This is a genomic window from Alysiella crassa DSM 2578 (assembly GCF_000745955.1).
In the GTDB taxonomy this organism is placed as follows: domain Bacteria; phylum Pseudomonadota; class Gammaproteobacteria; order Burkholderiales; family Neisseriaceae; genus Simonsiella; species Simonsiella crassa.
In genome coordinates, this window is the sequence record NZ_JQKH01000015.1 from 1 (window position 1) to 23,842 (window position 23,842).

22 protein-coding genes and 1 pseudogene are annotated in these 23,842 nt (G+C 46.8%); 15 read left to right on the top strand and 8 right to left on the bottom strand.

Annotated features, from left to right (window positions below; genetic code table 11):
* Positions 1-203 (bottom strand): annotated as a pseudogene (locus Q338_RS03840) (IS4-like element ISAba33 family transposase); the annotation flags it as partial.
* A gap of 268 nt (positions 204-471) precedes the next feature.
* On the opposite strand from Q338_RS03840, the gene Q338_RS03845 reads away from it, so the two are divergent.
* From Q338_RS03845 to Q338_RS03880, 8 genes are all read left to right on the top strand, one after another.
* The gene (locus Q338_RS03845) at positions 472-1,437 is read left to right on the top strand and encodes an ABC transporter permease (protein ID WP_034292147.1); all 966 of its coding nucleotides are present in this window, start codon (positions 472-474) and stop codon (positions 1,435-1,437) included.
* Positions 1,438-1,539: 102 nt separating this feature from the next.
* Complete coding sequence (locus tag Q338_RS03850; RefSeq protein ID WP_084693518.1) at positions 1,540-2,751, top strand: ATP-binding protein; 1,212 nt, start codon at positions 1,540-1,542, stop codon at positions 2,749-2,751.
* 29 nt (positions 2,752-2,780) lie between these two features.
* A complete protein-coding gene (locus Q338_RS03855) occupies positions 2,781-3,734 on the top strand; it encodes an iron chelate uptake ABC transporter family permease subunit (protein WP_034292151.1) in 954 nt (317 codons plus the stop codon).
* Between the two features lie 30 nt (positions 3,735-3,764).
* Complete coding sequence (locus Q338_RS03860; protein ID WP_034292153.1) at positions 3,765-4,226, top strand: hypothetical protein; 462 nt, start codon at positions 3,765-3,767, stop codon at positions 4,224-4,226.
* An 18-nt stretch (positions 4,227-4,244) separates the two neighbouring features.
* Positions 4,245-5,003: an iron ABC transporter ATP-binding protein gene (locus Q338_RS03865; protein WP_034292155.1), complete on the top strand. Its 759-nt coding sequence runs from the start codon at positions 4,245-4,247 to the stop codon at positions 5,001-5,003.
* 208 nt (positions 5,004-5,211) lie between these two features.
* Positions 5,212-6,018, top strand: coding sequence for an FKBP-type peptidyl-prolyl cis-trans isomerase (locus Q338_RS03870; RefSeq protein ID WP_051968471.1), 807 nt, complete (start codon positions 5,212-5,214; stop codon positions 6,016-6,018).
* Positions 6,019-6,319: 301 nt separating this feature from the next.
* Positions 6,320-6,967, top strand: a complete 648-nt coding sequence (gene adk / locus Q338_RS03875; protein WP_034292157.1) for an adenylate kinase — start codon at positions 6,320-6,322, stop codon at positions 6,965-6,967.
* Positions 6,968-7,028: 61 nt separating this feature from the next.
* Complete coding sequence (locus Q338_RS03880; protein WP_034292160.1) at positions 7,029-7,607, top strand: CNP1-like family protein; 579 nt, start codon at positions 7,029-7,031, stop codon at positions 7,605-7,607.
* 41 nt (positions 7,608-7,648) lie between these two features.
* Here the strand turns inward: Q338_RS03880 and folD are convergent, their stop codons facing one another.
* From folD to Q338_RS15455, 5 genes are all read right to left on the bottom strand, one after another.
* Positions 7,649-8,500, bottom strand: coding sequence for a bifunctional methylenetetrahydrofolate dehydrogenase/methenyltetrahydrofolate cyclohydrolase FolD (gene folD / locus Q338_RS03885; protein ID WP_034292161.1), 852 nt, complete (start codon positions 8,498-8,500; stop codon positions 7,649-7,651).
* A gap of 245 nt (positions 8,501-8,745) precedes the next feature.
* Positions 8,746-9,483 (bottom strand): oxygen-insensitive NADPH nitroreductase, encoded by a 738-nt coding sequence (nfsA, locus tag Q338_RS03890; protein ID WP_034292163.1) that lies wholly within the window; start codon positions 9,481-9,483, stop codon positions 8,746-8,748.
* Between the two features lie 82 nt (positions 9,484-9,565).
* A complete protein-coding gene (gene lgt / locus Q338_RS03895) occupies positions 9,566-10,420 on the bottom strand; it encodes a prolipoprotein diacylglyceryl transferase (protein ID WP_034292166.1) in 855 nt (284 codons plus the stop codon).
* 104 nt (positions 10,421-10,524) lie between these two features.
* Complete coding sequence (locus Q338_RS03900; RefSeq protein ID WP_377896424.1) at positions 10,525-11,484, bottom strand: D-alanyl-D-alanine carboxypeptidase family protein; 960 nt, start codon at positions 11,482-11,484, stop codon at positions 10,525-10,527.
* A 34-nt stretch (positions 11,485-11,518) separates the two neighbouring features.
* Entirely contained in the window at positions 11,519-11,722 is a 204-nt protein-coding gene (locus Q338_RS15455) for a hypothetical protein (protein ID WP_377896425.1), read from the bottom strand.
* Between the two features lie 274 nt (positions 11,723-11,996).
* On the opposite strand from Q338_RS15455, the gene smc reads away from it, so the two are divergent.
* Positions 11,997-15,464, top strand: coding sequence for a chromosome segregation protein SMC (gene smc, locus Q338_RS03905; protein ID WP_034292168.1), 3,468 nt, complete (start codon positions 11,997-11,999; stop codon positions 15,462-15,464).
* A 104-nt stretch (positions 15,465-15,568) separates the two neighbouring features.
* On the opposite strand, the gene Q338_RS03910 is transcribed toward smc, so the two are convergent.
* Together Q338_RS03910 and carA are read right to left on the bottom strand one after the other, a co-directional pair.
* Positions 15,569-16,369, bottom strand: coding sequence for an outer membrane protein assembly factor BamD (locus Q338_RS03910; RefSeq protein ID WP_034292216.1), 801 nt, complete (start codon positions 16,367-16,369; stop codon positions 15,569-15,571).
* 262 nt (positions 16,370-16,631) lie between these two features.
* Positions 16,632-17,765, bottom strand: coding sequence for a glutamine-hydrolyzing carbamoyl-phosphate synthase small subunit (gene carA / locus Q338_RS03915; RefSeq protein ID WP_034292170.1), 1,134 nt, complete (start codon positions 17,763-17,765; stop codon positions 16,632-16,634).
* Between the two features lie 557 nt (positions 17,766-18,322).
* On the opposite strand from carA, the gene Q338_RS03920 reads away from it, so the two are divergent.
* From Q338_RS03920 to Q338_RS03945, 6 genes are all read left to right on the top strand, one after another.
* Positions 18,323-18,826, top strand: a complete 504-nt coding sequence (locus Q338_RS03920) for a hypothetical protein (RefSeq protein WP_034292173.1) — start codon at positions 18,323-18,325, stop codon at positions 18,824-18,826.
* 70 nt (positions 18,827-18,896) lie between these two features.
* The gene (locus tag Q338_RS03925) at positions 18,897-20,123 is read left to right on the top strand and encodes a beta-ketoacyl-ACP synthase (protein WP_034292174.1); all 1,227 of its coding nucleotides are present in this window, start codon (positions 18,897-18,899) and stop codon (positions 20,121-20,123) included.
* Positions 20,124-20,215: 92 nt separating this feature from the next.
* Positions 20,216-21,457 (top strand): NAD(P)/FAD-dependent oxidoreductase, encoded by a 1,242-nt coding sequence (locus Q338_RS03930; protein WP_034292177.1) that lies wholly within the window; start codon positions 20,216-20,218, stop codon positions 21,455-21,457.
* Between the two features lie 287 nt (positions 21,458-21,744).
* Entirely contained in the window at positions 21,745-22,161 is a 417-nt protein-coding gene (locus Q338_RS03935; RefSeq protein ID WP_034292180.1) for a hypothetical protein, read from the top strand.
* 4 nt (positions 22,162-22,165) lie between these two features.
* Complete coding sequence (locus Q338_RS03940; protein ID WP_034292182.1) at positions 22,166-23,365, top strand: beta-ketoacyl-ACP synthase; 1,200 nt, start codon at positions 22,166-22,168, stop codon at positions 23,363-23,365.
* On the top strand, positions 23,358-23,831 hold the full coding sequence (locus Q338_RS03945) for an ApeP family dehydratase (protein WP_034292184.1): 474 nt from the start codon (positions 23,358-23,360) through the stop codon (positions 23,829-23,831). The genes Q338_RS03940 and Q338_RS03945 overlap by 8 nt, the downstream gene beginning before the upstream one ends.
* Positions 23,832-23,842: the final 11 nt, after the last annotated feature.

Consider the following 23,842-nt stretch of genomic DNA (forward strand, 5'->3'; position numbering starts at 1 on the left):
ACTTCCTTAAAAAACCGTTGGATACGGCGATAGGAAGAGGCGTTTGTTGCTTTGGCATCAGGGAAAAACATTGCCAATTTGCTCAAATTACAGGTCTGCCGCATGGCAATGGTGCACAATAAATACACAAAAACAATAACGTGGCTCTTGTGCCATTTGAAAGTTTTGGTTACGATATGGGTAAGTTCGCTCAATTCAGTCATATTGGATTAGTCGTGAGAAAATTAATACGATACCACTGAATTGATGCGGACTTCTTTTTTTATTGTACTTTTTTTGTCGTGTACTGAAAGGCAGCCTGAAAATGGGTTTCAGGCTGCCTGAATGTATTTTTTGCAAAATAGTAGACGGAAAACTAGAAAGCTCGCCCTGTTTTTATTAAGCAAACCAGCGCAAGATGAAACCATACACATCATACAAAAACGCATTCAGGCTGCCTGAAAAATAAAACCTTAATTTAATTGAATCAAAATGTCGCAAAAAACCTTATACCTTATCGCTTTCCTGCTTACCGCCATTTTGTTTATCGCCAGTTTATCGGTGGGCGTGGCGAGTTTTTCGTGGGCGCAACTATTTTCAGGCAGCCTGAACGACAGTTCGCAAGTCATGCTGATTAGCCGCTTGCCGCGCACCTTTGCCATTGTGCTGACGGGCGCGTCCATGGCGGTGGCGGGCATGATTATGCAAATTTTGTTGAAAAACCGATTTGTGGAGCCGTCCATGGTGGGCGCGAGCCAAAGCGCGGCTTTGGGTTTGTTGCTGATGGCGTTGCTTGCGCCCAGCGCGGCTTTGATGTTGAAAATGACTGTGGCGGCGGTGGCGGCAATGGTCGGCATGCTGATTTTCATGGCTTTGACGCGCAAACTGCCGCCGACCGCACAACTGCTTGTGCCTTTGGTCGGGATTATTTTTGGTGGCGTGATTGAGAGCGTGGCGATGTTTATCGCCTACGAATTTGAAATGCTGCAACTGTTGAGCGTTTGGCAGAGCGGCGATTTTTCGGGCGTTTTGTTGGGGCGATACGAATTGTTGTGGCTGACGGGCATCATGGCGATTGTCGCGTATGTGATTGCCGACCAACTGACGATTGTCGGTTTGGGCGATTCGGTGGCGGCAAATTTGGGCTTGAACCGCAACGCGATTTTGTGGATTGGGCTGACCATTGTCGCGCTGATTACGTCTTTGGTGGTGGTAACGGTGGGCAATATTCCGTTTATTGGCTTGGTCGTGCCGAATATTGTGAGCCGTTTGCTGGGCGACAAATTGCGCGCGAGTTTGCCTGCGGTGGCGTTGTTGGGCGCGAGTTTGGTGTTGCTGTGCGATGTGATTGGGCGTGTGATTGTGTTTCCGTTTGAAATTCCCGTTTCTACCGTGTTTGGGGTATTGGGGACGGCATTGTTTTTGTTTTTATTGTTCAGGCAGCCTGCGCGTGGGTAAATTTCAGGCAGCCTGAAAATCCATACGCAAAATAAATTCAAAAAATGAAAAAAGTTTCAAGTATAATGAAAACTTTTCCAAATTATCCAAAAAATTTTCATTATGAAAGAAGACATCATTTACCGCCAACGCTATTTAGAGCGCGTCCGCCCCTTTATTGGCAAAGCACTGATTAAAGTGTTTACAGGACAACGCCGCGTGGGAAAAAGCTATTTGCTCTTTCAAATTATGAAAGAAATTCAACTGGATAACCCACAAGCCAACATCATCTACATCAACAAAGAAGATTTGGCATTTTCCCACATCAAAACCGCGCCAGAATTAGCCGAATATGTCTTGGCAAACAAAAAAGCGGGGCAAATCAATTATGTTTTTATTGATGAAATTCAAGAAATTGGCGAATTTGAAATTGCCTTGCGCTCGCTGCTCTTGGACGAAGAATTGGATTTGTACTGTACAGGCAGCAACGCGCATTTACTCTCACGCGACATCGCGGGTGCGTTGAGCGGTCGTGCGATAGAAATTCATGTGCATTCATTGTCTTACGCTGAATTTTTGCAATTTATGCAGCAAGACGACAGCGACAAAGCCATGGCGCAATTTTTAAAATATGGCGGTTTGCCCTATCTAAAAGACTTGCCAAAACAAGATGATATTGTGTTTGAATATTTACGCAATATTTATTCAACCATTGCCGTGCGCGACATCGTCCACCGCTACGCCTTACGCAACGTGCAATTTTTGGAGCAATTAACGCAATTTTTAGCCAGCAATATTGGCAATTTATTTTCCGCCAAAAAAATCAGCGACTTCCTGAAATCACAACGCATTTCCGCCAGCACCACGCAAGTGCAAAACTACGCCGAATATTTGGAAAACGCCTTTTTGATTTACAAAGTAAAGCGGTATGATATTGAAGGAAAACGAATTTTTGAAATTGGCGAAAAATATTATTTTGAAGATTTGGGTTTGCGCAACGCGCTCATCGGCTACCGCGCCCAAGACCGCGGCAAATTATTGGAAAACGCCATTTTCAATCATCTGCAAATCGCAGGATACGATGTCAAAATTGGCGGATTAAATAGCCAAGAAATTGATTTTGTAGCAGAAAAAAATGGCGAACGCATTTATGTGCAAGCCACACTCACGATTAACGAAGAAAAAACGCTGGAACGTGAATTTGGTAATTTATTGAAAATTCAAGATAATTATCCAAAATATGTGGTAACAATGGACGAATTTGACGGCAACACGTTTCAAGGCATTAACTGTTTGAGTTTGCGCGATTTTTTATTGAAATTGGATCGCGAATAAATGTTTTCAGGCAGCCTGAAAGAAAAATTATGACAACAGACATCAAAAAAATCATCATTTTAACCCTTTTGCTGCTGATTTCCTGCGCCGCCTTTTTGGTGTGGAACGCACAGGGCAACTGGGATTTTGTTCTGCCACTTCGCGCAAAAAAACTGGGGGCTTTGCTGCTGGTGGCGTATTCGGTGGGCGTGTCCACGCTGCTGTTTCAGACTTTGACCAACAATCCCATACTCACGCCGTCCGTGTTGGGCTTTGACACGCTGTACATTTTTTTGCAAACGCTGCTGGTGGTGCTGCTCGGTAGTGTGGGCTACACGCAACTGCCTTTGACGGGCAAATTTTTCTTGGAATTGGCGGTGATGATGGGGGCTTCGGTGCTGCTGTTTCAAATGCTGCTGCGGCAAGGTGGACGCGATTTGACACGCATGATTTTGATTGGCGTGATTTTTGGCGTACTGTTTCGCAGCGTGTCCAGCCTGTTGCAGCGCATGATTGACCCCGAAGAATTTGCCGTTGCCCAAGCCAACACATTCGCCAGTTTCAACACCGTGAACACCAATTTGCTGCTGGTGAGTGGCGCATTGGTGGCGTTGAGTGGCACATTTTTGTGGCGAGAGCGACACCGTTTGGACGTGCATTTGCTGGGACGCGACCAAGTCATCAATTTGGGCATTGATTATTCCAGACACACTTTGCTGATTTTATTGTGGATTTCCGCATTGGTGGCGACGGCAACTGCTGCCGTTGGACCTGTCAGTTTTTTCGGATTATTGGTTTGCGCGCTGGCAAATTACGTTTCAGGCAGCCTGAAACATTCGGTGCGTTTGCCGATGGTGTTTTTGCTGGCAGCGATTATGCTGGTGGGCGGTCAAGCCATTTTTGAACACGCGCTGGGCATGAAAGCCGTGTTGAGCGTGGTGGTGGAATTTGCGGGCGGCTTGGTGTTTTTGTGGTTGGTGTTGGGGAAACGCAAGGTGTTGTGATTTTTCAGGCTGCCTGAAAAAGGAAAATACATGAAAATCAAATTTTTACCTATTTTATTGATAAGCCTATTGACTGCCTGCCCAAATACCGCGCCCAACAACAATGCAGCCTTATTGAGCCAATTAAAAGTGGAACACATCAACCGTTTAGCGAACAATATTCATCTGCGAAACATGGCGATTGAAAACAAGGCAGACGCACTTTTGCCACTTTTGGACAGGGAAATCAGCCAAAATTTCGCTCTACTTCAAGCGCATGAAACGGCTTTTTCGCAAATTGAATATCCCGAATTGGGCGAGTATGCGATTGATTTAAAACAACAACGACAAAAACTCGCTTGTGCCATACAAAAATCGTATGCCAAACATGAATTGGTTTGGGATAATTCCACCGCGCACAGCGATGAGCGAAATGCCGAAGTCAAACAAAATTACTTACAACAAATCCAAACATATTGCGAACAAGATGTTTCAGGCAGCCTGAATAAATGAAATTGGAAAAAAAATAAAATGATAGAAATCAAAAACATCTCCCACAAAATTGGCGAACAAACCATTTTAAATAATGTCTCGCTGAACATTCCACAAGGCGGCATTACCGCACTCATCGGCGCAAACGGCGCAGGAAAATCCACGTTGCTGTCGTTTATGGCGCGCTTGCAACCGCTTGTTTCAGGCAGCATTGCCTACAACGGGCGCGATTTAGCCAGCACGCCCACCACCGAAGTCGCCAAAATCCTGTCCATTTTGACACAGGAAAATAGCATACACAGCCGCATTTCCGTGCGCGATTTGCTGATGTTCGGGCGTTACCCACATCATCAAGGGCGCCCGACCGAACACGATAAAGAATTGGTGGAAAAAGCGATTATGCAATTTCAGCTTGAAGCGTTTGCCAACCGTTATCTTACAGAATTGTCGGGTGGACAACGCCAACGCGCTCTGATTGCAATGGTGTTTTGCCAATCCACCGAATTTGTGTTGTTAGATGAACCGCTTAATAATTTGGATATGTATTACGCGCGTAATTTAATGCAACTTTTGCGCCACATCACTCATGACCACAATCGCACAACGGTGGTGGTGTTGCACGACATCAACCAAGCCGCCGCCTACGCCGACCACATTGTTGCCATGCAAAAAGGCGAAGTGAAATTTCAAGGCTCGCCCGAAGAAGTGTTTACCGTAGAAAACATCAAAACTTTGTTTGATATGGACGTGGACATTTTGGATTACAAGGGCAAAAAATTGATTGTGCATCATGTGTGAAATTGGGCAAAACCCGAAAATTGGTTATAATGCCAATTTGGTTTTCAGGCAGCCTTACAGTACACGACAAAAATCTTTCAGGCTGCCTGCAACCTGTTCCCTCCCACACTGGCGGGGGAGGGGACAGATGGTTGGTAAAATTAAAAAAATTGTCGTGTACTGTAAGGCAGCCTGAAAATATGTTTTAAACTTCACAACAGGAATTACCATGAAAAAATTATCTTTGACCATTTTAGCAGCAAGTATCTTCACTTTGGCGGCTTGCCAACAAGCCACGACAAACAGCGCGGCTTCAGGCGCAGCGGCTGCTGCTTCGGGTGCCGTACCTGCGGGTTTGGAAACGCAAACCAAGCAAGTGAGCTACACACTTGGTCAACAAATGGGCGAACAATTATTGCAATTGAAAAACAATGGCGGCGAAATTGACGTAAAAGTATTAGCAGAAGGCATTCAAGACAAATTAGATGGCAAACCCAGCAAAATGACCGAAGCGCAAACTGAAGTCGCCATGAAAGCCTTTATGGAAACCATGACCGAAAAAGCCAAGAAAAAAGCCGAAGAATCACAAGCTGCTGGCGACAAATTCTTGACGGAAAACAAAAGCAAAGAAGGCGTAAAAACCACCGCTTCGGGTTTACAATACAAAGTGAACAAAGAAGGTACAGGCGCGTCTCCCGCATTGGGCGATGGCGTGATGGTGGAATACACAGGCAAATTAATTGACGGCACAGAATTTGACAGCACCAAACAACAAGGTGGCGAACCACTTGCCGTGCCTTTGACGGGCAATTCGGTGATTCCAGGTTGGACAGAAGGCTTGCAATTGATGAAAGAAGGTGGCGAATACACTTTGTATGTACCAGCGAAATTGGCGTACGGCACGATGTCGCCGAGTCCGAAAATTCCTGCCAACTCGGTTTTGGTGTTTGACATGAAAATCGTGAAAGTGGAAAAAGGCGTGGTAAAAGACCAAGTCGTTAAAGTGCCACAAGGCGGTAAAGAAAATAAAAAATAATTGAAAAATAAATGGAGTAGGGTGGGCATCAATCCACTCAGTACACGACAAAAATCTTTCAGGCTGCCTGTAACCTGTCCCCTCTCCCGCTTGCGGGGGAGGGTTAGGGTGGGGGTTCGTTGATTTTCAAGACAATTAATTTATTCCACAAATTTTCCCCCACCCTAGCCCTCCCCCGTTGGAGACGGGGGAGGGGATAGGTTTGTGGTTATTTCAAAAAATTGTCGTGTACTGAAAGGCAGCCTGAAAACTCATTTTTTATAACCATCACGTTTACAAAAACAAAATAGGAACGCAAAACATGAAAGCACTTTTACTCGGCGCACCAGGGGCGGGCAAAGGCACTCAAGCGCAATTTATCACGCAAGCCTTTCAAATTCCACAAATTTCCACAGGCGATATGCTACGCGCTGCCATTAAAGCGCAAACGCCGCTTGGTTTGGAAGCGAAAAAAATCATGGACGAAGGCGGTTTGGTGCGCGATGACATCATTATCGGCATGGTCAAAGAGCGCATTGCCCAAGCGGATTGCGCCAATGGTTTCCTGTTTGACGGTTTCCCACGCACTTTGGCGCAAGCGGAAGCCATGCGCGATGCGGGCGTGGTGTTGGACGCGGTGGTGGAAATTGATGTGCCTGACAGCGTGATTGTGGAACGCATGAGCGGTCGCCGTGTGCATTTGGCTTCGGGGCGCACTTATCACATCATGAATAATCCGCCTAAAGTGGCTGGTAAAGACGATGTTACGGGCGAAGATTTGATTCAACGTGATGATGATAAAGCGGAAACCGTACAAAAACGTTTACAGGTTTATCATGAGCAAACGGCGGTTTTGGTGGGTTTCTACAGCCAAATGTCGGGCGATGACGCGCCAAAATACATCAAAGTTGATGGCACGCAAAATGTGGACGTGGTAAAACAAGAAGTATTGTCCGCATTGGGCAAATAATATTCAGGCAGCCTGAAACGTATTTTCAGGCTGCCTTCTGATTAATGGAAATTTAATTATCATGAAAAATAAATTATTTATTTTACTTGCTTTATGCAGCAGTTTGGCTTATGCCGAGCCGCGCGATTTTGGTTTGGCAAAATTGCCCGATATGCCGAAAAACAGCGAATTTGCCGAAACCGCCAATGAATTGCCCGCCGTCCCCAACCCCAATCAGGGCGAATGGTTGGATTTGTATGTGAACGAAACCCACACAGGTAAACCGCGTATCTTATTGGACAGCCTGCATATTTTACCTGACCGAAGTGTGCGTTATTTGTTTAACAGCCGTTCCGCGAGCGGCTATGACAATGTTACCGCCGAAGGTTTGGTGTGCGCCGAAGGCATTTTCAACAGCGATGGCGCATTGCACAAAACCTTCGCCTACGCCGATTTGGACAATCAACGTTGGATTATTGCCCGAAACGCCAAATGGCGCGTCATTGGCAGCAAACGCAATGCCGCCGACCCCGTACGCCGTGTGTTGTACGAAGTGATTTGCGCCAACAATAAAATTCTCAATGAAAAACAATTACGCCAATTATTGATTGAACAAGGCAGTACAGCACGTGAAAACCGCAATCAACGAAGCGGTAAATAATTTTAGGCAGCCTGAAAAATCTTTCAGGCTGCCTGTAAATATTAATCGCGTAATTCCGCCGCTTCTAAAGTATTTTCCAATAAGCTCGCAATCGTCATTGGACCCACGCCACCAGGGACAGGCGTAATCATCGCTGCACGTTCCACCGCCACATCAAAATCCACGTCGCCGCACAAGGTGCCATTTTCCAAACGATTAATGCCCACGTCCACCACAATCGCACCTTCTTTCAACCATTCGCCCTTAATCAATTTGGGCTTACCGACCGCCGCCACCACAATATCAGCCGCCGCCACTTCCTTGTCCAAATCATACGTGAAACGATGGCAAACCGTTGGTGTTGCCCCCGCCAACAACATTTCCAATGCCATAGGTCGCCCCACAATATTAGACGCGCCCACAATGGTAACTTTTTTTCCTTTTACATCAATATTATATTCTTTTAATAAAGTCATAATCCCTTTTGGCGTACATGGGCGCATTAAAGGCATACGTTGCGACAAACGCCCCATATTATAAGGATGGAAACCATCTACATCCTTGTCTGGATTGATTTTTTCCAGAATTTTTTGGCTATCCAAATGTGGGGGCAGGGGGAGTTGCACCAAAATCCCATCAACCGCCGCATTCTCATTCAATTTTTTGATTAAAGACAATAATTCATCTTCAGTCGTTTCATTAGGCAAATGGTAGGAAAAGGATTGAAAACCCACTTTTTCACACGCCATATTTTTATTGCGTACATAAACCGCGCTGGCGGGATTATCGCCAACCAAAATCACAGCCAAACCAGGTACGCGTAAACCTTGCGCCACGCGCTGCGCCACGCGTTCACGAATGGTGTTTAAGCATTTTTCGGAAACTTTTTTACCGTCAATTAATTGAGCCGTCATTTGGAGCACCTTTGTTAATGGGGAAAAATGTAATCTTTGTTAGGCGATATTTTAACATATTTCAGGCAGCCTGAAAGCTGGGCAAATCAGCACAAAAGCACGAGAAATTCCCCGTTTCATGCGTATATATGAATTCCCATAATCAATATTATGTAAAATTATGTCAATATTGACGTGAAAATCGCCAAACATCCCCGCCCTATTTTGGGATTTTTGATGTTTGGCGCATTTTTGGATTGTGCAAATCAGCGTTTGGCGAAACCCTGTTTGTGCAAAAATGGCAAAATTTCTGGACGCACTTCGGTACACAAATTGCCCTGAATTTGTTTGCGCCAATCCAAATCAGCGTTGCCGCGCTCGTTGTAATATTGCCCTACTGTTTGGTTATACGCTTCCAATTCGTCTGCGTTTGCTTCTTGATATTCATTTTCAGAAACAACGACTTGTGCTGGCAAACGTGGGCGTTGTGCTGGCTCTTGCGCGGGATATCCCAAACACAGCCCCACCAATGGCACAACATATTCAGGCGTGTGCAAAATTTCAGCTAACTGATTAATATCATTGCGAATACTGCCAATATACACGCCACCCAAACCGCAACTTTCGGCACACAATAAGAGATTTTGGGCAAACAAGGCTACGTCCACCGAACCTGTAATCAGGCATTCTGTCCAATCCAATTGTGCGTCTGGGGCAAAATATTTGTGGCGCGCGCCGTCAATGCAGAATACGAGAAATTCGGCGCAATTTTCAACGTAATGATGACCTGCCCCGCCCTGCCCTGCACAGATGGCGCGGATTTGGGCGCGTTTGGCGCGGTCGCGCACGCGAATCACGCTGACGTTTTGTAAATAGCTGGACGTGGACGCCATTTGTCCTGCAGCAATGAGTTGGGCAAACAATTCTTCGGGAATGGCTTGTTCGCTGAATTTGCGGATAGAGCGATGATTTAATGCGGTTTGTAATGCGGGCTGACTGTTCATTTTGGGTATCCTTGTAGATGGGTGTGAATATTGTAGGCAACCTGAAAATGGTTTCAGGCTGCCTGAAAATAAATTTATCTGATTATAAAGCAGATTTTCGTTTACCAAAATACATAAATCCAACCACGCCCAACACAAACATGGGCAAACTCAACCATTGCCCCATAGACATGCCCAGTGTGAGTAAACCTAAATGTTCATCAGGCTGCCGTGCAAATTCGGCAATAAAACGGAATAAGCCATAACCACCTAAAAATAAAGCGGTAATTTGTCCCGTTGGGCGCGATTTTTTGGAAAACCACCACACGATGAAAAATAAGCACATGCCTTCCAGCGCAAATTGGTAGAGCTGCGATGGGTGGCGTGGCAACATGCCGTATTGGTTAAGCCATTCTAAATATTGGGGATTGTGGCTGGCGGCGAGCAGGTCTTCATTTTTGGCTTGGGGAAAACCCATCGCCCAAAAATTGTTGGGCTGGGTAACACGCCCCCATAGCTCGCCATTAATAAAATTACCAATGCGCCCCGAAGCCAAACCTGTGGCAACCAATGGGGCAATAAAATCCAATGTTTTCAAAAAGTTCAATTTGTGTTTGCGGGTAAACAAATACACCGCCAGCACCACGCCCAAAAATCCGCCGTGAAACGACATACCACCTTCCCAAATTTTCAGTGCAGACAAAGGGTTAGCTGCATATTCGGTAAATTTGTAAAACAGCACATAGCCCAAGCGTCCGCCCAAAATCACACCGATGACACCCCACGTCAGTAAATCATCTAATGATTCTTTGGTAAACAAGGTGTTACCCTGTGCAATGCGTTTGCGCCCCAGCCAAATAAACAGGGCAAAACCAACAATATAGCTCAAAGCGTACCAACGAATAGCGAGCGGTCCTAATTGCACGGCAATAGGGTCAAAATTGGGATGAGTAATCATGGTAAAAACCTTTGTTTTGCAATATAAAATTTTTTAGGCAGCCTGAAAACCGACACACTAAACGGTTCAGGCTGCCTGAAAATAAATGGGGGAATCTGAACGCATTAACCTGCGAAAATTTCATTAAACCACAATGTTATGCTGTCCCAAAATTTTCCGACAAAGCCTGCTTCAGCCACGTCTTGCAGCGCGTAAACTTTCTTTTCTGCTAATACTTTGTCTTTGTGCATAAATTTAATTACGCCCATTTCTGCGCCTTTTTGAATGGGGGCGAGTACGGGTTGATTGGTTTCCAATTTGGGCACGATGTCTTGTCCGTGTCCGTGTGGCAAGGTGATGTATTCATCGTTTAAGAAGCCAATCGGCACTTCACGCAATGCGCCTTTGAATACTTTGATGTGGGAAACGGCTTGCCCCGCTTGATACATTTTGGGTGTGTCAAAATTTTGCAGCGCGTAATTGAGCAATTTGCTGCTTTCGGTGGCGCGGGCTTCTTGGCTGTTTGTGCCAACCACGACCGACACCACGCGGCGACCATTGCGCTTGCTGGATGCAATCAGATTGTAACCTGCGCTGTTGGTATGCCCTGTTTTCAAGCCGTCCACGCTGGGGTCGCGGAACAGGAGTAAATTGCGGTTGGGCTGTTTAATGCCGTTGTAGGTGAATTCTTTGAGCGAATAAATGGCGTAATAATCGGGAAAATCTCTAATCAGCGCGTCCGACAGGGTAACCAAATCGTTTACTGTGGTCAGGTGTTTTTTGCCTGGTAAACCTGTGCTGTTTTCAAAAGTGGTTTTGTTCATGCCCAAGCGTTTGGCTTCGGCGTTCATCAATTCAACAAATTTGGCTTCGCTGCCTGCCACGCTTTCGGCGAGTGTGATGGCGGCATCATTGCCCGATTGAACAATTAAGCCTTTGACCAAATCGCCCACGCTCACGGGTTTTTTCATTTCCAAAAACATGCGTGAGCCTTCGGCTTTCCATGCTTTTTCGGACACTTTGAGCATTTGGTCGGGTTTGAGTTTGCCTTCATTCAAATTTTTGAACACGATGTAGGCGGTCATCAATTTGGTTAGGGACGCAGGTTCAATCAGTTGGTCAATGCAAATCTTTGACGATGTAGGCGGTTGCGTCAATTTCTAGGGGGGCTTTGCTATTGGTTTTGAGTGGTGCGGTAACCACAGTTACAGGCGCGTTTTGGGCGGCTGATGGTTTTTTGTCGGTGGTTTTATTATCTTTCTCGGGTGCGGCATGTGCGGCAAACGCAGTTGCCAACAAGAGAACGGAAAGTTTTGTTTTCATAGTATAAATATCGTTAAAAAAGTTTTCAGGCTGCCTGAAAAGAAAAATGAAATAGCGCGATTATAACAAATAATGGGCAAACGATGAAAATCCACAAGCAAATTCAATCTTATTTCATTAACGCGAACTCGGGATAAGAAACAGATTAACCTTATTTTCATTATGGTGAAATTTTCAGGCAGCCAAACAATTTTTGTCGTGTACCGTAAGGCAGCCTGAAAACAATTTTGTTATAATCCACCGCTTTGTTTTCCCGAAAAAATAGCTGTTTATTATGCGCCTAACCCACATTAAATTAGCAGGTTTCAAATCGTTTACCGACCCCACCACCATTCATGTGCCTAGCCAATTGGTTGCCGTGATTGGTCCAAACGGCTGCGGCAAATCCAATGTGATAGACGCAGTGCGCTGGGTGTTGGGCGAAGCGTCCGCCAAACAATTGCGCGGCGAATCCATGCAAGACGTGATTTTCAATGGCGCAGCCACGCGCCGCCCTGCCCCACGCGCTTCGGTGGAATTGGTGTTTGACAACAGCGACCACAGTTTGCAAGGCGCATGGGGGCAATACGGCGAAATCGCCATCAAACGCCAACTCACACGACAAGGCGAATCCAGTTATTTCATTAATAATCAATCAGTTCGCCGCCGCGATATTACCGATTTGTTTTTGGGTACGGGCGTGGGGGCACGTGGCTATGCGGTGATTGAGCAGGGCATGATTACGCGGATTATTGAAGCGTGTCCCGAAGAACTCCGCGCCTATATTGAAGAAGCGGCTGGCGTGTCCAAATACAAAGAACGCCGCCGTGAAACCGAAACGCGTTTGAAAGACACCCGCGAACATTTGCAGCGTTTGGCGGATTTGCAAACGGAATTGGCGCGACAAGTAGAAAAGCTGGAAAAACAAGCCGCTACCGCCGCACAATATCAGGAATTAAGCGCGGAATTAACACGTTTGGAAAATTTGTTGAATTATGTGAATTGGCGCAATTCTTTGGCGCAAGCCGATGAAGCGGGCGCGGCGCACCAAGCGGCACAGTATCAATTGGAACAATTTTCGGAACAACATCAAGAATTTACCGCGCAATTAGAACAGCTCCGCGAAACGGAATTATCACAACAACAACAAAATCATGCGTTAAATCAAGAACATTCTTTGTTGCGCGAACAAATGGCGCGTTTGGAAGAGCAAATTCGGGCGCAACAAAATCAGCAACAGCGCGTGGAACGCGAGCGTTTGGCGGCGCAGGCTGCCTTGCAAAAAATTCAGCAAGAACAAATGGTTTTGCAAAGTGAAGCGGATTTGCTGGAAAATGATTTGGCGGAAAAACAAATTGAATTGAGTGAATTAGCCGTTTTGGTGGCGGAACACGAAGCGCAATTGCCCGAATTGGAAGACGCGCAGGCTGCCGCGCAACTGGTTTACCAAAGTCAGCAAGATGAATTAAACCGTTTGAAACGCGAATTAGCCCTGAAACAACAACAGCTTAAACACACACAAGAAAGTTTAAATCAGGCTTTGGCGCGGCAAGCGCGTTTGGAAAGTGAACAGGCGGCATTGAATTTGCCCGATGACAGTGAATTGTCCATTGCACAAGCTCAAGTTGATGAATTAAAAGAAAAATATGGCATTTTGGAAACGCAATTACAGGAGCAGGAAACCTATTCAGGCAGCCTGAAAACGCGTTTGCACGCAGCACAAGAATCGTATCATGCTGTTTATCAACACTATTTAACCGCGCAAGCGCAACATCAGGCTTTGACGCAATTATTGGCGGAGCAGCCGCAACAGGATTTTTGGGCGCACACTTCTGCCAGCAACGCGCCTGTGTTGTGGCAAAACGTGGTCGTGCCGCAGGATTGGCAACACGCGTTTGGGGTGGTGTTGGCGGAGCGTTTGCAGGCGCGGGCGGTGGCGGAAGATTTTGTTTTACCTGATGTTTTGCCGCAGGGCAGTGCCGCGTGGACGGTTTCAGGCAGCCTGAAAGCAAAAACGCAACCCGCGCAAGCATTAATCAATCAAATTCAAGCAGATAAGCGTTTTCAGGCTGCCTTGCAACATTGGCTGGACGGGGTGTTGTGTGCGCCGAATTTGGCGTATGCGCTGGCAAATCAACATGAATTGCAAAACAATCAGTTATGGCTCACACCCGAAGGGCATCGGGTGGACAAATTAAGCGTGGTTTTGTTTAATGAGTCTGATAAAAATCAATTAGTTAGCCAAAAAATGCGTTTGGACAATTTGACGGCGGAATTGGCGGAATTAGCCCCCAATTTGCAATTGGCAGAAGCGGAATTGGCGCACATTCGCACGGAAAATAACAGCCACGAAGCGCAATTTCGTGAAACGCAAACGGCGCAGCGAACGCAGGCTGCCCAATTGCAAGCGGCGCAAAATCGGGCAAATGAATTGTTTGCGCGTACCAATCAGGGGCAATTGCGCCGCGCTCATATTGAGCAGGAATTGGCGCAATTATCTGAAGAAATTGAACATTTTACTTATAGCCGCGATGGTTTGAGCGATGATGTGGACACTTTGGCGGCGGCGGTGTCGGGTTTTGATGTGGGCAATCAGGCGCAGGATTTTCAGCAGCAACAAAATCGGGTAAAACAAGCGCGTTTGGCTTTGCTGGAGAGCAATCGGCAATATGGTTTGGCGGAAATTGCTTTGCATAAACAACAACAACGCTTGGAAAATGTGCAGCAGCAATTGGCAATTGCGGAACAGCAAAAATCGGAATGGTTGGCGCGGCAACTGGATTTGGCGTTGGCGGACGAAACGGCGGACGATGGGCGCAGCGCGGAATTGGACACGCTCACGGAAATGGCGGCGGCGGTGCAAGAGCAAATCGCGGAAGCGGTGGCGCGTTTAGCGCAAACGCAGGAATTGGCGCGAAATGTGTATGCGGAACAGCAGCGTTTGGCAGCCCAACAGCCGCGTTTACAAGACGAAGTGCAAGCCACTTTATTGAAACAACAGGAATTTTTAATCAACGCCAAACAGTTTCATCAACATTTATTGGACACGCACGCGGATTTATTGGTTTTGGAAGAATCGGCGCAACACGCTGGGCAGCCTGAAACCATGTCGCGCAATATTGTGAAATTAAATCAACAAATTGCGGCTTTGGGTGCGGTCAATTTGGCGGCTTTAGAAGAATTGGCGGAAGCGGCAGAACGCGATACTTATTACCGCACGCAAAGCGATGATGTGCAGGCTGCCATCGCTTTATTGGAAGAAGCCATCGCGCAAATTGACGATGAAACGAAAATTCGTTTTAAAGAAACTTTTGATTTGGTTCAGAAAAAAGTTCAGGAATTTTTCCCGACTTTATTTGGTGGTGGCGAAGCCAGTTTGCGCATGGAAGGCGATGATTGGCTGACGGCTGGGGTGTCCATTATGGCGCGTCCCCCTGGTAAGAAAAACAGCACGATTCATTTATTGTCGGGCGGCGAAAAGGCTTTGACGGCGATGAGTTTGGTGTTTGCGCTGTTTAGTTTGAATCCTGCGCCGTTTTGTTTACTGGACGAAGTGGATGCGCCACTTGATGATGCGAATACCAGCCGTTTTTGCAATTTGGTCAAAGAGATGTCGGCGCAAACGCAATTTTTGTATATTTCGCACAATCGTTTGACGATGGAAATGGCTGACCAATTAATTGGCGTAACCATGCAGGAAAAAGGGGTGTCGCGGATTGTGGCGGTGGATATTCAGCAAGCGTTGAAAATGGCAGAAAGTTAAATTATTTAATTATTTGATTTTTTTTTTTAAAAACAATCAGGCAACCTGAAAACATCATCACATCATGTTTTCAGGCTGCCTGATTTTGGGAAACTTAAATTGGTTTACCAACGCCACCAAGGTCTGTCATCGGCTTGCCATTCGTGTTGTAAATAGGGGCTGTTTTTGAAATTGTGTGCCAACACGCGGCGCACGTCTGCTGCCAATGTGGGTTTATTCATTTTGTTGTAAGTAAACATCATAATTGCCAAAGATTCTTCTACAAAACGGGTGTTTTGGAAATCTTTAATCACGTTTTGGGCGCGATTATTGGCGGCTAAATACGCGCCGCGTTTGGCATAATAGCGGGCAATGGCGATTTCATGTCCTGCCAATGCGTCCACCAATTGCGCCATGCGTTTGGTTGCGTCATCGGCGTATTTGCTGGACGGAAAGCGGCGCACGAGTTCTTCAAACACATAATAGGCTTTGCGATTGGCAATGGGGTCGCGGTCTGACCAGTCTTGCGAAGACAATTTGTTCAAAAACGATTGGTCTTCCGCAAACAGCACCAAGCCTTTCAAATATAAAGCATAATCCATGTCCACGCTGGCGGGATAGTGGTGCTGGAAACGCGCCAAAGCGAGCAAGGCTTTTTTCGGCTCTTCGTCTTTATAATGCGCGTATGCGGTGTCCAATAGCGATTGTTCGGCGTAGCGACCATCGGGTTGGCGGGCGCGTAACACGTCATACAAAGACACGGCGCGTGAATAATTACCCGAATTCAATTCGTTACGCGCTTCGCTGTATAGCTGCTCGGCTGTCCAACCTTGCGTTAATTTTTCATCTGGACTCATTTTGCTTTGATTCGCCGCGCAGCCCGACAACACCGCCGCCACCGACAAAGCCAACAACATTTTTTTCATAAGAAACCTTTTTATCTGGGTTTGAAAATCATAACGGCTGATTTTAATGGAAATCTGCCAGCGTGTCATTGTTGGCGATAAACAGGCAGCCTGAAAACATCTATTTATGTTGTTTTCAGGCTGCCTATTGTTTTGATTCAATCTATGTATAGTCGCAGAACTAAAAAAGCATTACGGCGTTGCCAACGCCCTTATGTACTATTCGTACATGGCGGGCGTTGTCGCCTTGTACTGCATTTTCATTTCTACGACTATATTTTGGTTAATTTGCGGCTTTGGCGGCTTTGATTTCGCCAATGAATTTATCAAACAATTCGCTTAAATCATGTGGACCGGGGCTGGCTTCGGGGTGTCCTTGGAAACTGAACGCGCTTTGATTGGTCAATTCAATCCCCTGCACGGTGTGGTCAAACAGGGAACGATGGGTAACGCGCACATTTTCAGGCAGCGTGTTTTCATCTACTTGGAAACCATGATTTTGGCTGGTAATCATTACTTTGCCACTGTCCAAGTCTTGCACGGGGTGGTTTGCGCCGTGATGACCAAAGGGCATTTTGGACGTTTTCGCGCCGCTCGCCAAACCCAATAATTGGTGTCCCAAACAAATGCCGAACACAGGTTTTTGGGTTGCCAAAATTTCCCGAATGGCTTCAATGGCATAATCACATGGTTCGGGGTCGCCCGGCCCGTTAGACAGGAATACGCCATCGGGATTGCTTGCCAATACATAAGCGGCGGGCGTTTGTGCGGGGAACACGGTTAAGCGGCAACCGCGTTGCGCCAACATCCGCAAAATATTGCTTTTCACGCCAAAATCATACACGGCGACATGATACGGCGTTTCAGGCTGCCTGAAACCTTCGCCCAAAACCCATTCGCCTTCTTTCCATTCGTAGGGTTTGGTGCAGCTTACTTCTTTGGCTAAATCTTTACCTGCCATACTGCCAAATTCGGCGATTAATTGTTGGGCTTGTTCAATGGTGGCTTGGTCGCCTGTTAAGATAGCACCTGCTTGCGCGCCTTTATCGCGCAAAATGCGGGTTAAGCGGCGGGTGTCAATATCGGCGATGGCAACGGTTTGGTTGCGCACCAAATAGTCTTGCAAACTTTCTTCGGCGCGGAAATTGCTGTGCAATAAGGGCAAATCGCGGATAATCAAACCTGCGACATATACGGCACGACTTTCGGTGTCTTCGCTATTTGTACCTGTATTGCCGATGTGTGGGTAGGTTAAAGTAACGATTTGTTTGGTGTACGATGGGTCGGTCAGGATTTCTTGATAGCCTGTCATGGCGGTGTTGAACACGACTTCACCTGAAGTGCTGCCATTGTAACCAACTGATGTGCCATGAAAAATGCTGCCATCAGCAAGAACGAGAAGAGCGGGAATAGACATTTGGAAGAACTCCTGAATAATACATATTTTTGAGAAATTAATTTTGGACAATATTTTTCAGGCTGCCTTTCAGTACACGACAAAACTCATGTAGGGTGCGTATTATGCACCGAATTATCCAGTAATTTGAATGATTTGGTGCGTGGTACGCCCCACATTTTAGGCGTTTGTAAAAATTATTGTGTACTGTAAAGCTGCCTGAAAACGCGTTACCCCAAATAAAGCTTAAAAAAAAACACGTGCCACAATTTAATGATTAAATTGTGTAACGTGCTTTCTGAATATTGGGCGGAACGCTGTCCGTGAAAGCAAGCTATTTTAAGCGATTTGGGTGTGAAATTCAAGTTTCAGGCTGCCTTTCATATCAGAATAGTATAGTCGCCGAATTGAAAAAGTACTACGGCATTGGCTCGCCTTGCCGCCTTGTATTACATTTTCACTTCTGCGACTATAGAATGGGCAGCCTGAACAAGTATTGTCATCTGGGCGCAATAGTTTTAGAATAATACGATTATTGGGTGTTTGATTAAACCATTATTCACAAAGGAAAGACCACAATGAAAACTTCTATTATTTTATCTGTTATCGCATTGGCAGCATTGAGCGCGTGTCAAAGCAATTCAACATCAGGTCATTCAAGCGGCTCATCAAATGCGACCAGCAAAGGTATTTGTCAGCAAGTGCGCGGCGACACGAGTTCTGGTGGTCGCAATGTTTTGTATCGCTGCAATGGTAATGCGGTATTGAATTCTGCTGAAGCGCAAACTATTTTGGGGCGCGGTGCAAAAATCAGTTTTGCAAACGGTGGCAGCGTGATTAAAGCCAATTTAACCACCCGTCAAGCCGCCAACCGTGTGGGCAATTCAGATGAAGCAACTTGTGAACGTGCATTCATCAATGCGGCGAAAAAATTCCAAGAAACTGCAGCAGGTTTAGGTGGCAGCCGTGTAACAGGTTTCCAAAGTTATTTAAACAAAAATGTGTTGAGTGGCGGTCAATATGAGTGCGAAGTGGGCACATTCCATGGTCGTGTGGTGATGCGCGGCGACGTGGCACGTTAATCATTTTAGCAGGCAGCCTGAAGAGGTTTTCAGGCTGCCTTTTCTCTTCTTTTTCCATATAAAAATCTCTATGAAAACCAACCGAGTAGTCATCACAGGCATAGGCGCAATTTCTGCGTTTGGGCGCGATTGGGCGAGCGTTCAGGCTGCCTTTGCGGCGCAACAAAACGCGGTACGCGCCATGCCACAATATGCTGAATTTCCTGAATTAGAAGCCTTGCTTGCCGCACCACTTGCCACGCCTTACACACCACCAGCGCATTGGACACGCAAGCAATTGCGTAGCATGGGTTTACTCGCGCAATACACGGTAGACGCCGCCGAACAAGCCTTATCACAAGCAGGTTTGCTGGACGACCCGAGCATACGCGATGGCAGAATGGGTGTGGCAGCAGGTTCATCTTCAGGCAGCCCTGCGGATATTTTAGATGTGGGTTTATTGTTATCAAAATTGCCCAATCAGTTTAATGCCAACACTTATGTACGCATGATGCCACACACCACCGCCGCCAATGTGGGCATTTTTTTCGGGCTAACAGGGCGTGTGATTCCGACTTCCAGCGCGTGTACATCGGGCAGTCAAGGCATTGGTTATGCGTATGAAGCGATTAAATATGGCAAAATCCCCATGATGCTAGCTGGCGGTGCAGAAGAATTGAGCGCGTCTCAAGTTTTGGTGTTTGACAGTTTATACGCCGCCAGTCGCCGCAATGGGCAGCCTGAAACCACGCCACGCCCCTATGACCGCGACCGCGATGGTTTGGTGATTGGCGAAGGCGCGTGCATGATGGTTTTGGAAGATTTGGCTCACGCCCAAGCGCGTGGCGCACACATCATCGCCGAAATTGTCGGCTACGGCGCAAATTCAGATGGCAGCCACATCACGCGTCCCGAACAAACCACCATGCAGCGTTGCATGGAATTGGCATTGGCAGACGCTAATTTACCCGCCCAATCCATTGCTTATGTGAGCGGACACGGCACCGCCACCGAGCAAGGCGACATCGCGGAAACACAAGCCACCGCCGCCGTGTTTGGACATATTCCTTTGAGTTCACAGAAAAGTTATTTGGGGCATACTTTGGGCGCGTGTGGGGCATTGGAAAGCTGGTTTGCCATAGAAATGATGCGCCATCAATGGTTTGCGCCCACACTGAATTTGGATAATTTGGACGAGCGTTGTGGCGATGTGGACTATATTCGTGGCGGTGGGCGCGTGTTGGACACGGAATATGTGATGAACAATAATTTCGCCTTTGGTGGCGTGAATACATCGTTGATTTTTAAACGGTGGTGATTTTTCAGGCTGCCTTTTATTACCTATAAAAATATTCGCGTTAAAAATAAGGCAGTCTGAAAACTTAATCTCAAATCAAAAGGATAAAATAAATGAATCATCAACATTTTGACATCGCCATTATCGGCGCAGGACCTGCGGGGGCGGTGGCAGCTTCCTTGCTGAATCAGCAAGGTTTCAAAGTCTGCGTATTGGAAAAACAGCATTTTCCACGCTTTGTGATTGGCGAGAGTTTACTGCCGCATTGCATGGAATTTATTGAAGCAGCAGGATTTTTGCCCGCCGTGCAAGCCGAACCATCGTTTCAATTCAAAAATGGCGCGGCGTTCACATGGGGCAGCCGCTACACCGAAATTGATTTTACTGACAAATTCACCGCAGGACACGGCACAACTTTCCAAGTGCGCCGCGCCCTATTTGATGATATTTTGATTAAAGAAGCTCAAAAACAAGGAATTACAGTACGATTTGGCGACAGCGTAAGCGCATACAATGACGATACCGCCGAATTAACCGTGCAGCCTGAAAACGGCGAACCCTATGTTTTACAAACCAAATTTGTATTAGATGCGAGTGGTTATGGTCGCGTATTACCGCGTTTGCTGGATTTGGAAACGCCGTCTCAATTGCCGCCACGCGCCGCGCATTTCACGCATATTGACGACAATATTACCGCCCCCGATTTTGACCGCAACAAAATTCTCATCTCCACCCACCCCAAACACCGCGATGTGTGGTTTTGGCTGATTCCATTTGCCGACAATCGTTGTTCCATTGGCGTGGTGGGGCTGCCTGAACGCTTTGCAGGTTTGGATGATTCAGAACACATTTTGAAAACTTTTGCGCTGCAAGTACCCATGTTGGCACGAATTTTGGCAAATGCAAATTGGGACAATGAATTTCCTTTCCGCTACATCACAGGTTATTCTGCCAATGTGAAATCTTTGTATGGCAAACATTTTGCGCTGCTGGGCAATGCGGCGGAATTTTTAGACCCCGTGTTTTCATCGGGCGTTACCATTGCCATGCACTCGGCGAAATTGGCGACAGATGTGTTAAGCAAACAATTGCGCGGGCAAAATGTGGATTGGCAAACCGAATTTGCCGAACCATTGATGTTGGGCGTGGACACTTTCCGCACTTATGTGAATGGCTGGTACGATGGTTCATTCCAAGACGTGATTTATGCCGAGCAGCGTTCGCCCGACATCACGCGCATGATTAGCGCGATTTTGGCGGGCTATGCGTGGGACGAGAGCAATCCTTATGTGGCGAAATCAGAACGGCGTTTGGCGGCGTTGGCGGAAATGGTGGGGGAAGCGGTTTATCGTTGATTTAATGGTTTAATTTATTTTCAGGCTGCCTGAAATATTTTTTTGTGAATGAATTGGCTTACTTTTTTATAGTACACAACAATTTTTATAAACACCTATTTGGGATAAGAAAATTGAAAATATCATGAAAATAAATAACTTGCGTAGGGTGCGCCGTGCGCACCAATGGCTTGAATAATGTCGTCAATTGATGGCGAATTTGGTGCGCACGGCGCACCCTACGATTATTTTTGTCGTGTATGATAAGGCTGCCTGAAAAATCCATTTCATTATTTAATTAAACAATCATGTTCAAACCATTTATTATTTTAACCTTAACCGCCCTACTCGCCGCTTGCGCCAGCAGCTACGCACCACAAGATGCCCCCACACTCCCCGAAAACCAAACCCTTTGGTTTCAATTAGAAAAACTGGACAACGATGGCAACACCACCCAAACCAGCGTATTGAGCGTACAAGGCGAAGCAGACGGCACAACGCGTTGGCTACAAGCCGATATTTTTGGTGTGCCGCAAGCACGTTTACTTGCTAAATCAACAGGTTGGCAACAAGACGGTTTCGCACCACCCAATCGCACCGCGCAACAATTATTTGTCGCCCTATTCCCATACATCAAACGCGGTTTCAGGCAGCCTGAAACCATCGTGTTGCCCGAACAAATATGGCGCGTTAGCCCCATTCACACCGAAGCAGAAAGCGAATAAACCCATGTATTTACAACAACCTGCGCTGACTTCCGCCATCGGTCGCGGCATGGAAGCGCATATTCACGCACTGCTGAACCCGCCCAGCCACACGCCACTCACGCCTAACAGCGATTGGGTGCGCGGCAAAACGCTGTATTTTGGCACAGTACACGGCGAATTGCGCCCTTTTGCCGAACATATTTTGCCCGAACATCGCAGCCAAAACAATCACTTACTTTGGGACGCATTGGCACAAATTGAACCGCAAATCCACGCCGCCAAAGCAAAATTTGGTGCAGACCGCGTGGGCGTGATTATGGGAACTTCGGTAAGCGGCGCAGATGAAAATATCCCTTTATTTCAATCTGTTGTCAATGGCAGCACATGGGACAGTCTGCCTTTTGCCCAACAAACGCAATTACACTCCGACCCCGCCGATTTTGTCAAACAAGCGTATGATTTACAAGGCATTGCTTACGGCATATCCACCGCTTGCACATCGGGGGCGAGAGCATTGATGAGTGCGGCGCGGTTGCTGCATTTAGGGCTATGTGATGCCGTGATTTGTGGCGGTGTGGACACGCTTTCGCCTTTAACCATCAATGGCTTTTATTCGCTGGAAGTGCTTTCAGGCTGCCTTGCCCAACCGTTTTCGGCAAACCGCGATGGGATTAATATTGGCGAAGCGGCGGCGGCGTTTGTTTTGACACGCGAACGCGTGAAACACAGTTTGCCACTATTGGGTTATGGCGCGAGCAGTGATGCGTATCACATGTCATCGCCGCACCCTGATGGCGTGGGCGCGGTGGCGGCGTTTCAGGCTGCCTTAAATCATGCACAATTATCTGCACAATCTATTGGCTGGATAAATTTACACGGCACAGGCACGCGCCACAACGACCAAATGGAAAGCCGCGCCATCGCCCAAGTATTTGGTAACAATACCCCTTGCACATCCACCAAAACCTTGACAGGGCATACATTGGGCGCGGCGGGGGCATTGGAAGCGGCGTTATTGTGGGGCGTGGTGTCGCGTCAATTCAATCCGCAAGGCAAATTGCCGCCACAATTGGGCGATGGCGTGCGTGATGACACATTGGAAAATATTTATTTAACTGATTCAAATAGTTACTGGAGAGAAGGTCGGCGCGTGGGCGCGAGTGCGTCTTTTGCTTTTGGGGGCAATAATGCGGTTTTGATAATGGGAGAAGACGATGCCTGATTGTCCAATTGTATCGCCTGAAATTTTACTGCCGCACAGTGGGCGCATGGTTTTATTACAACGTATTGTTTCGTATAATGAAACCAGTTTGCTTGCAGAAGCAGAAATCGGCGCAAACCATATTTTGCTACCCGATGGCGCAACAGGCTTACCCAGCTATTTGGGTGCGGAAATCATGGCACAAGGCGTGGCGGCATGGGCTGGCGCACACGCTTTGGACAGGGGCGAAACGGTGCGTTTGGGTTTTTTATTGGGAACGCGCAAATTGGTTTTCAGACAGCCTGAAATTGCCATTGGTACACAATTATCGGTTTATATTCAACAATCTTGGCAGGATAATTCAGGCATGGGCGTATTTGATTGCGAATTGCGTGAACGGGTTTCGGGCGAAGTGTTGTTAAGTGGCGCATTGAATGTGTACAGCCCCACCAGTGATGGGGATTTGGCGGCATTATTGGGGCGTTAAATCTGTTTCAG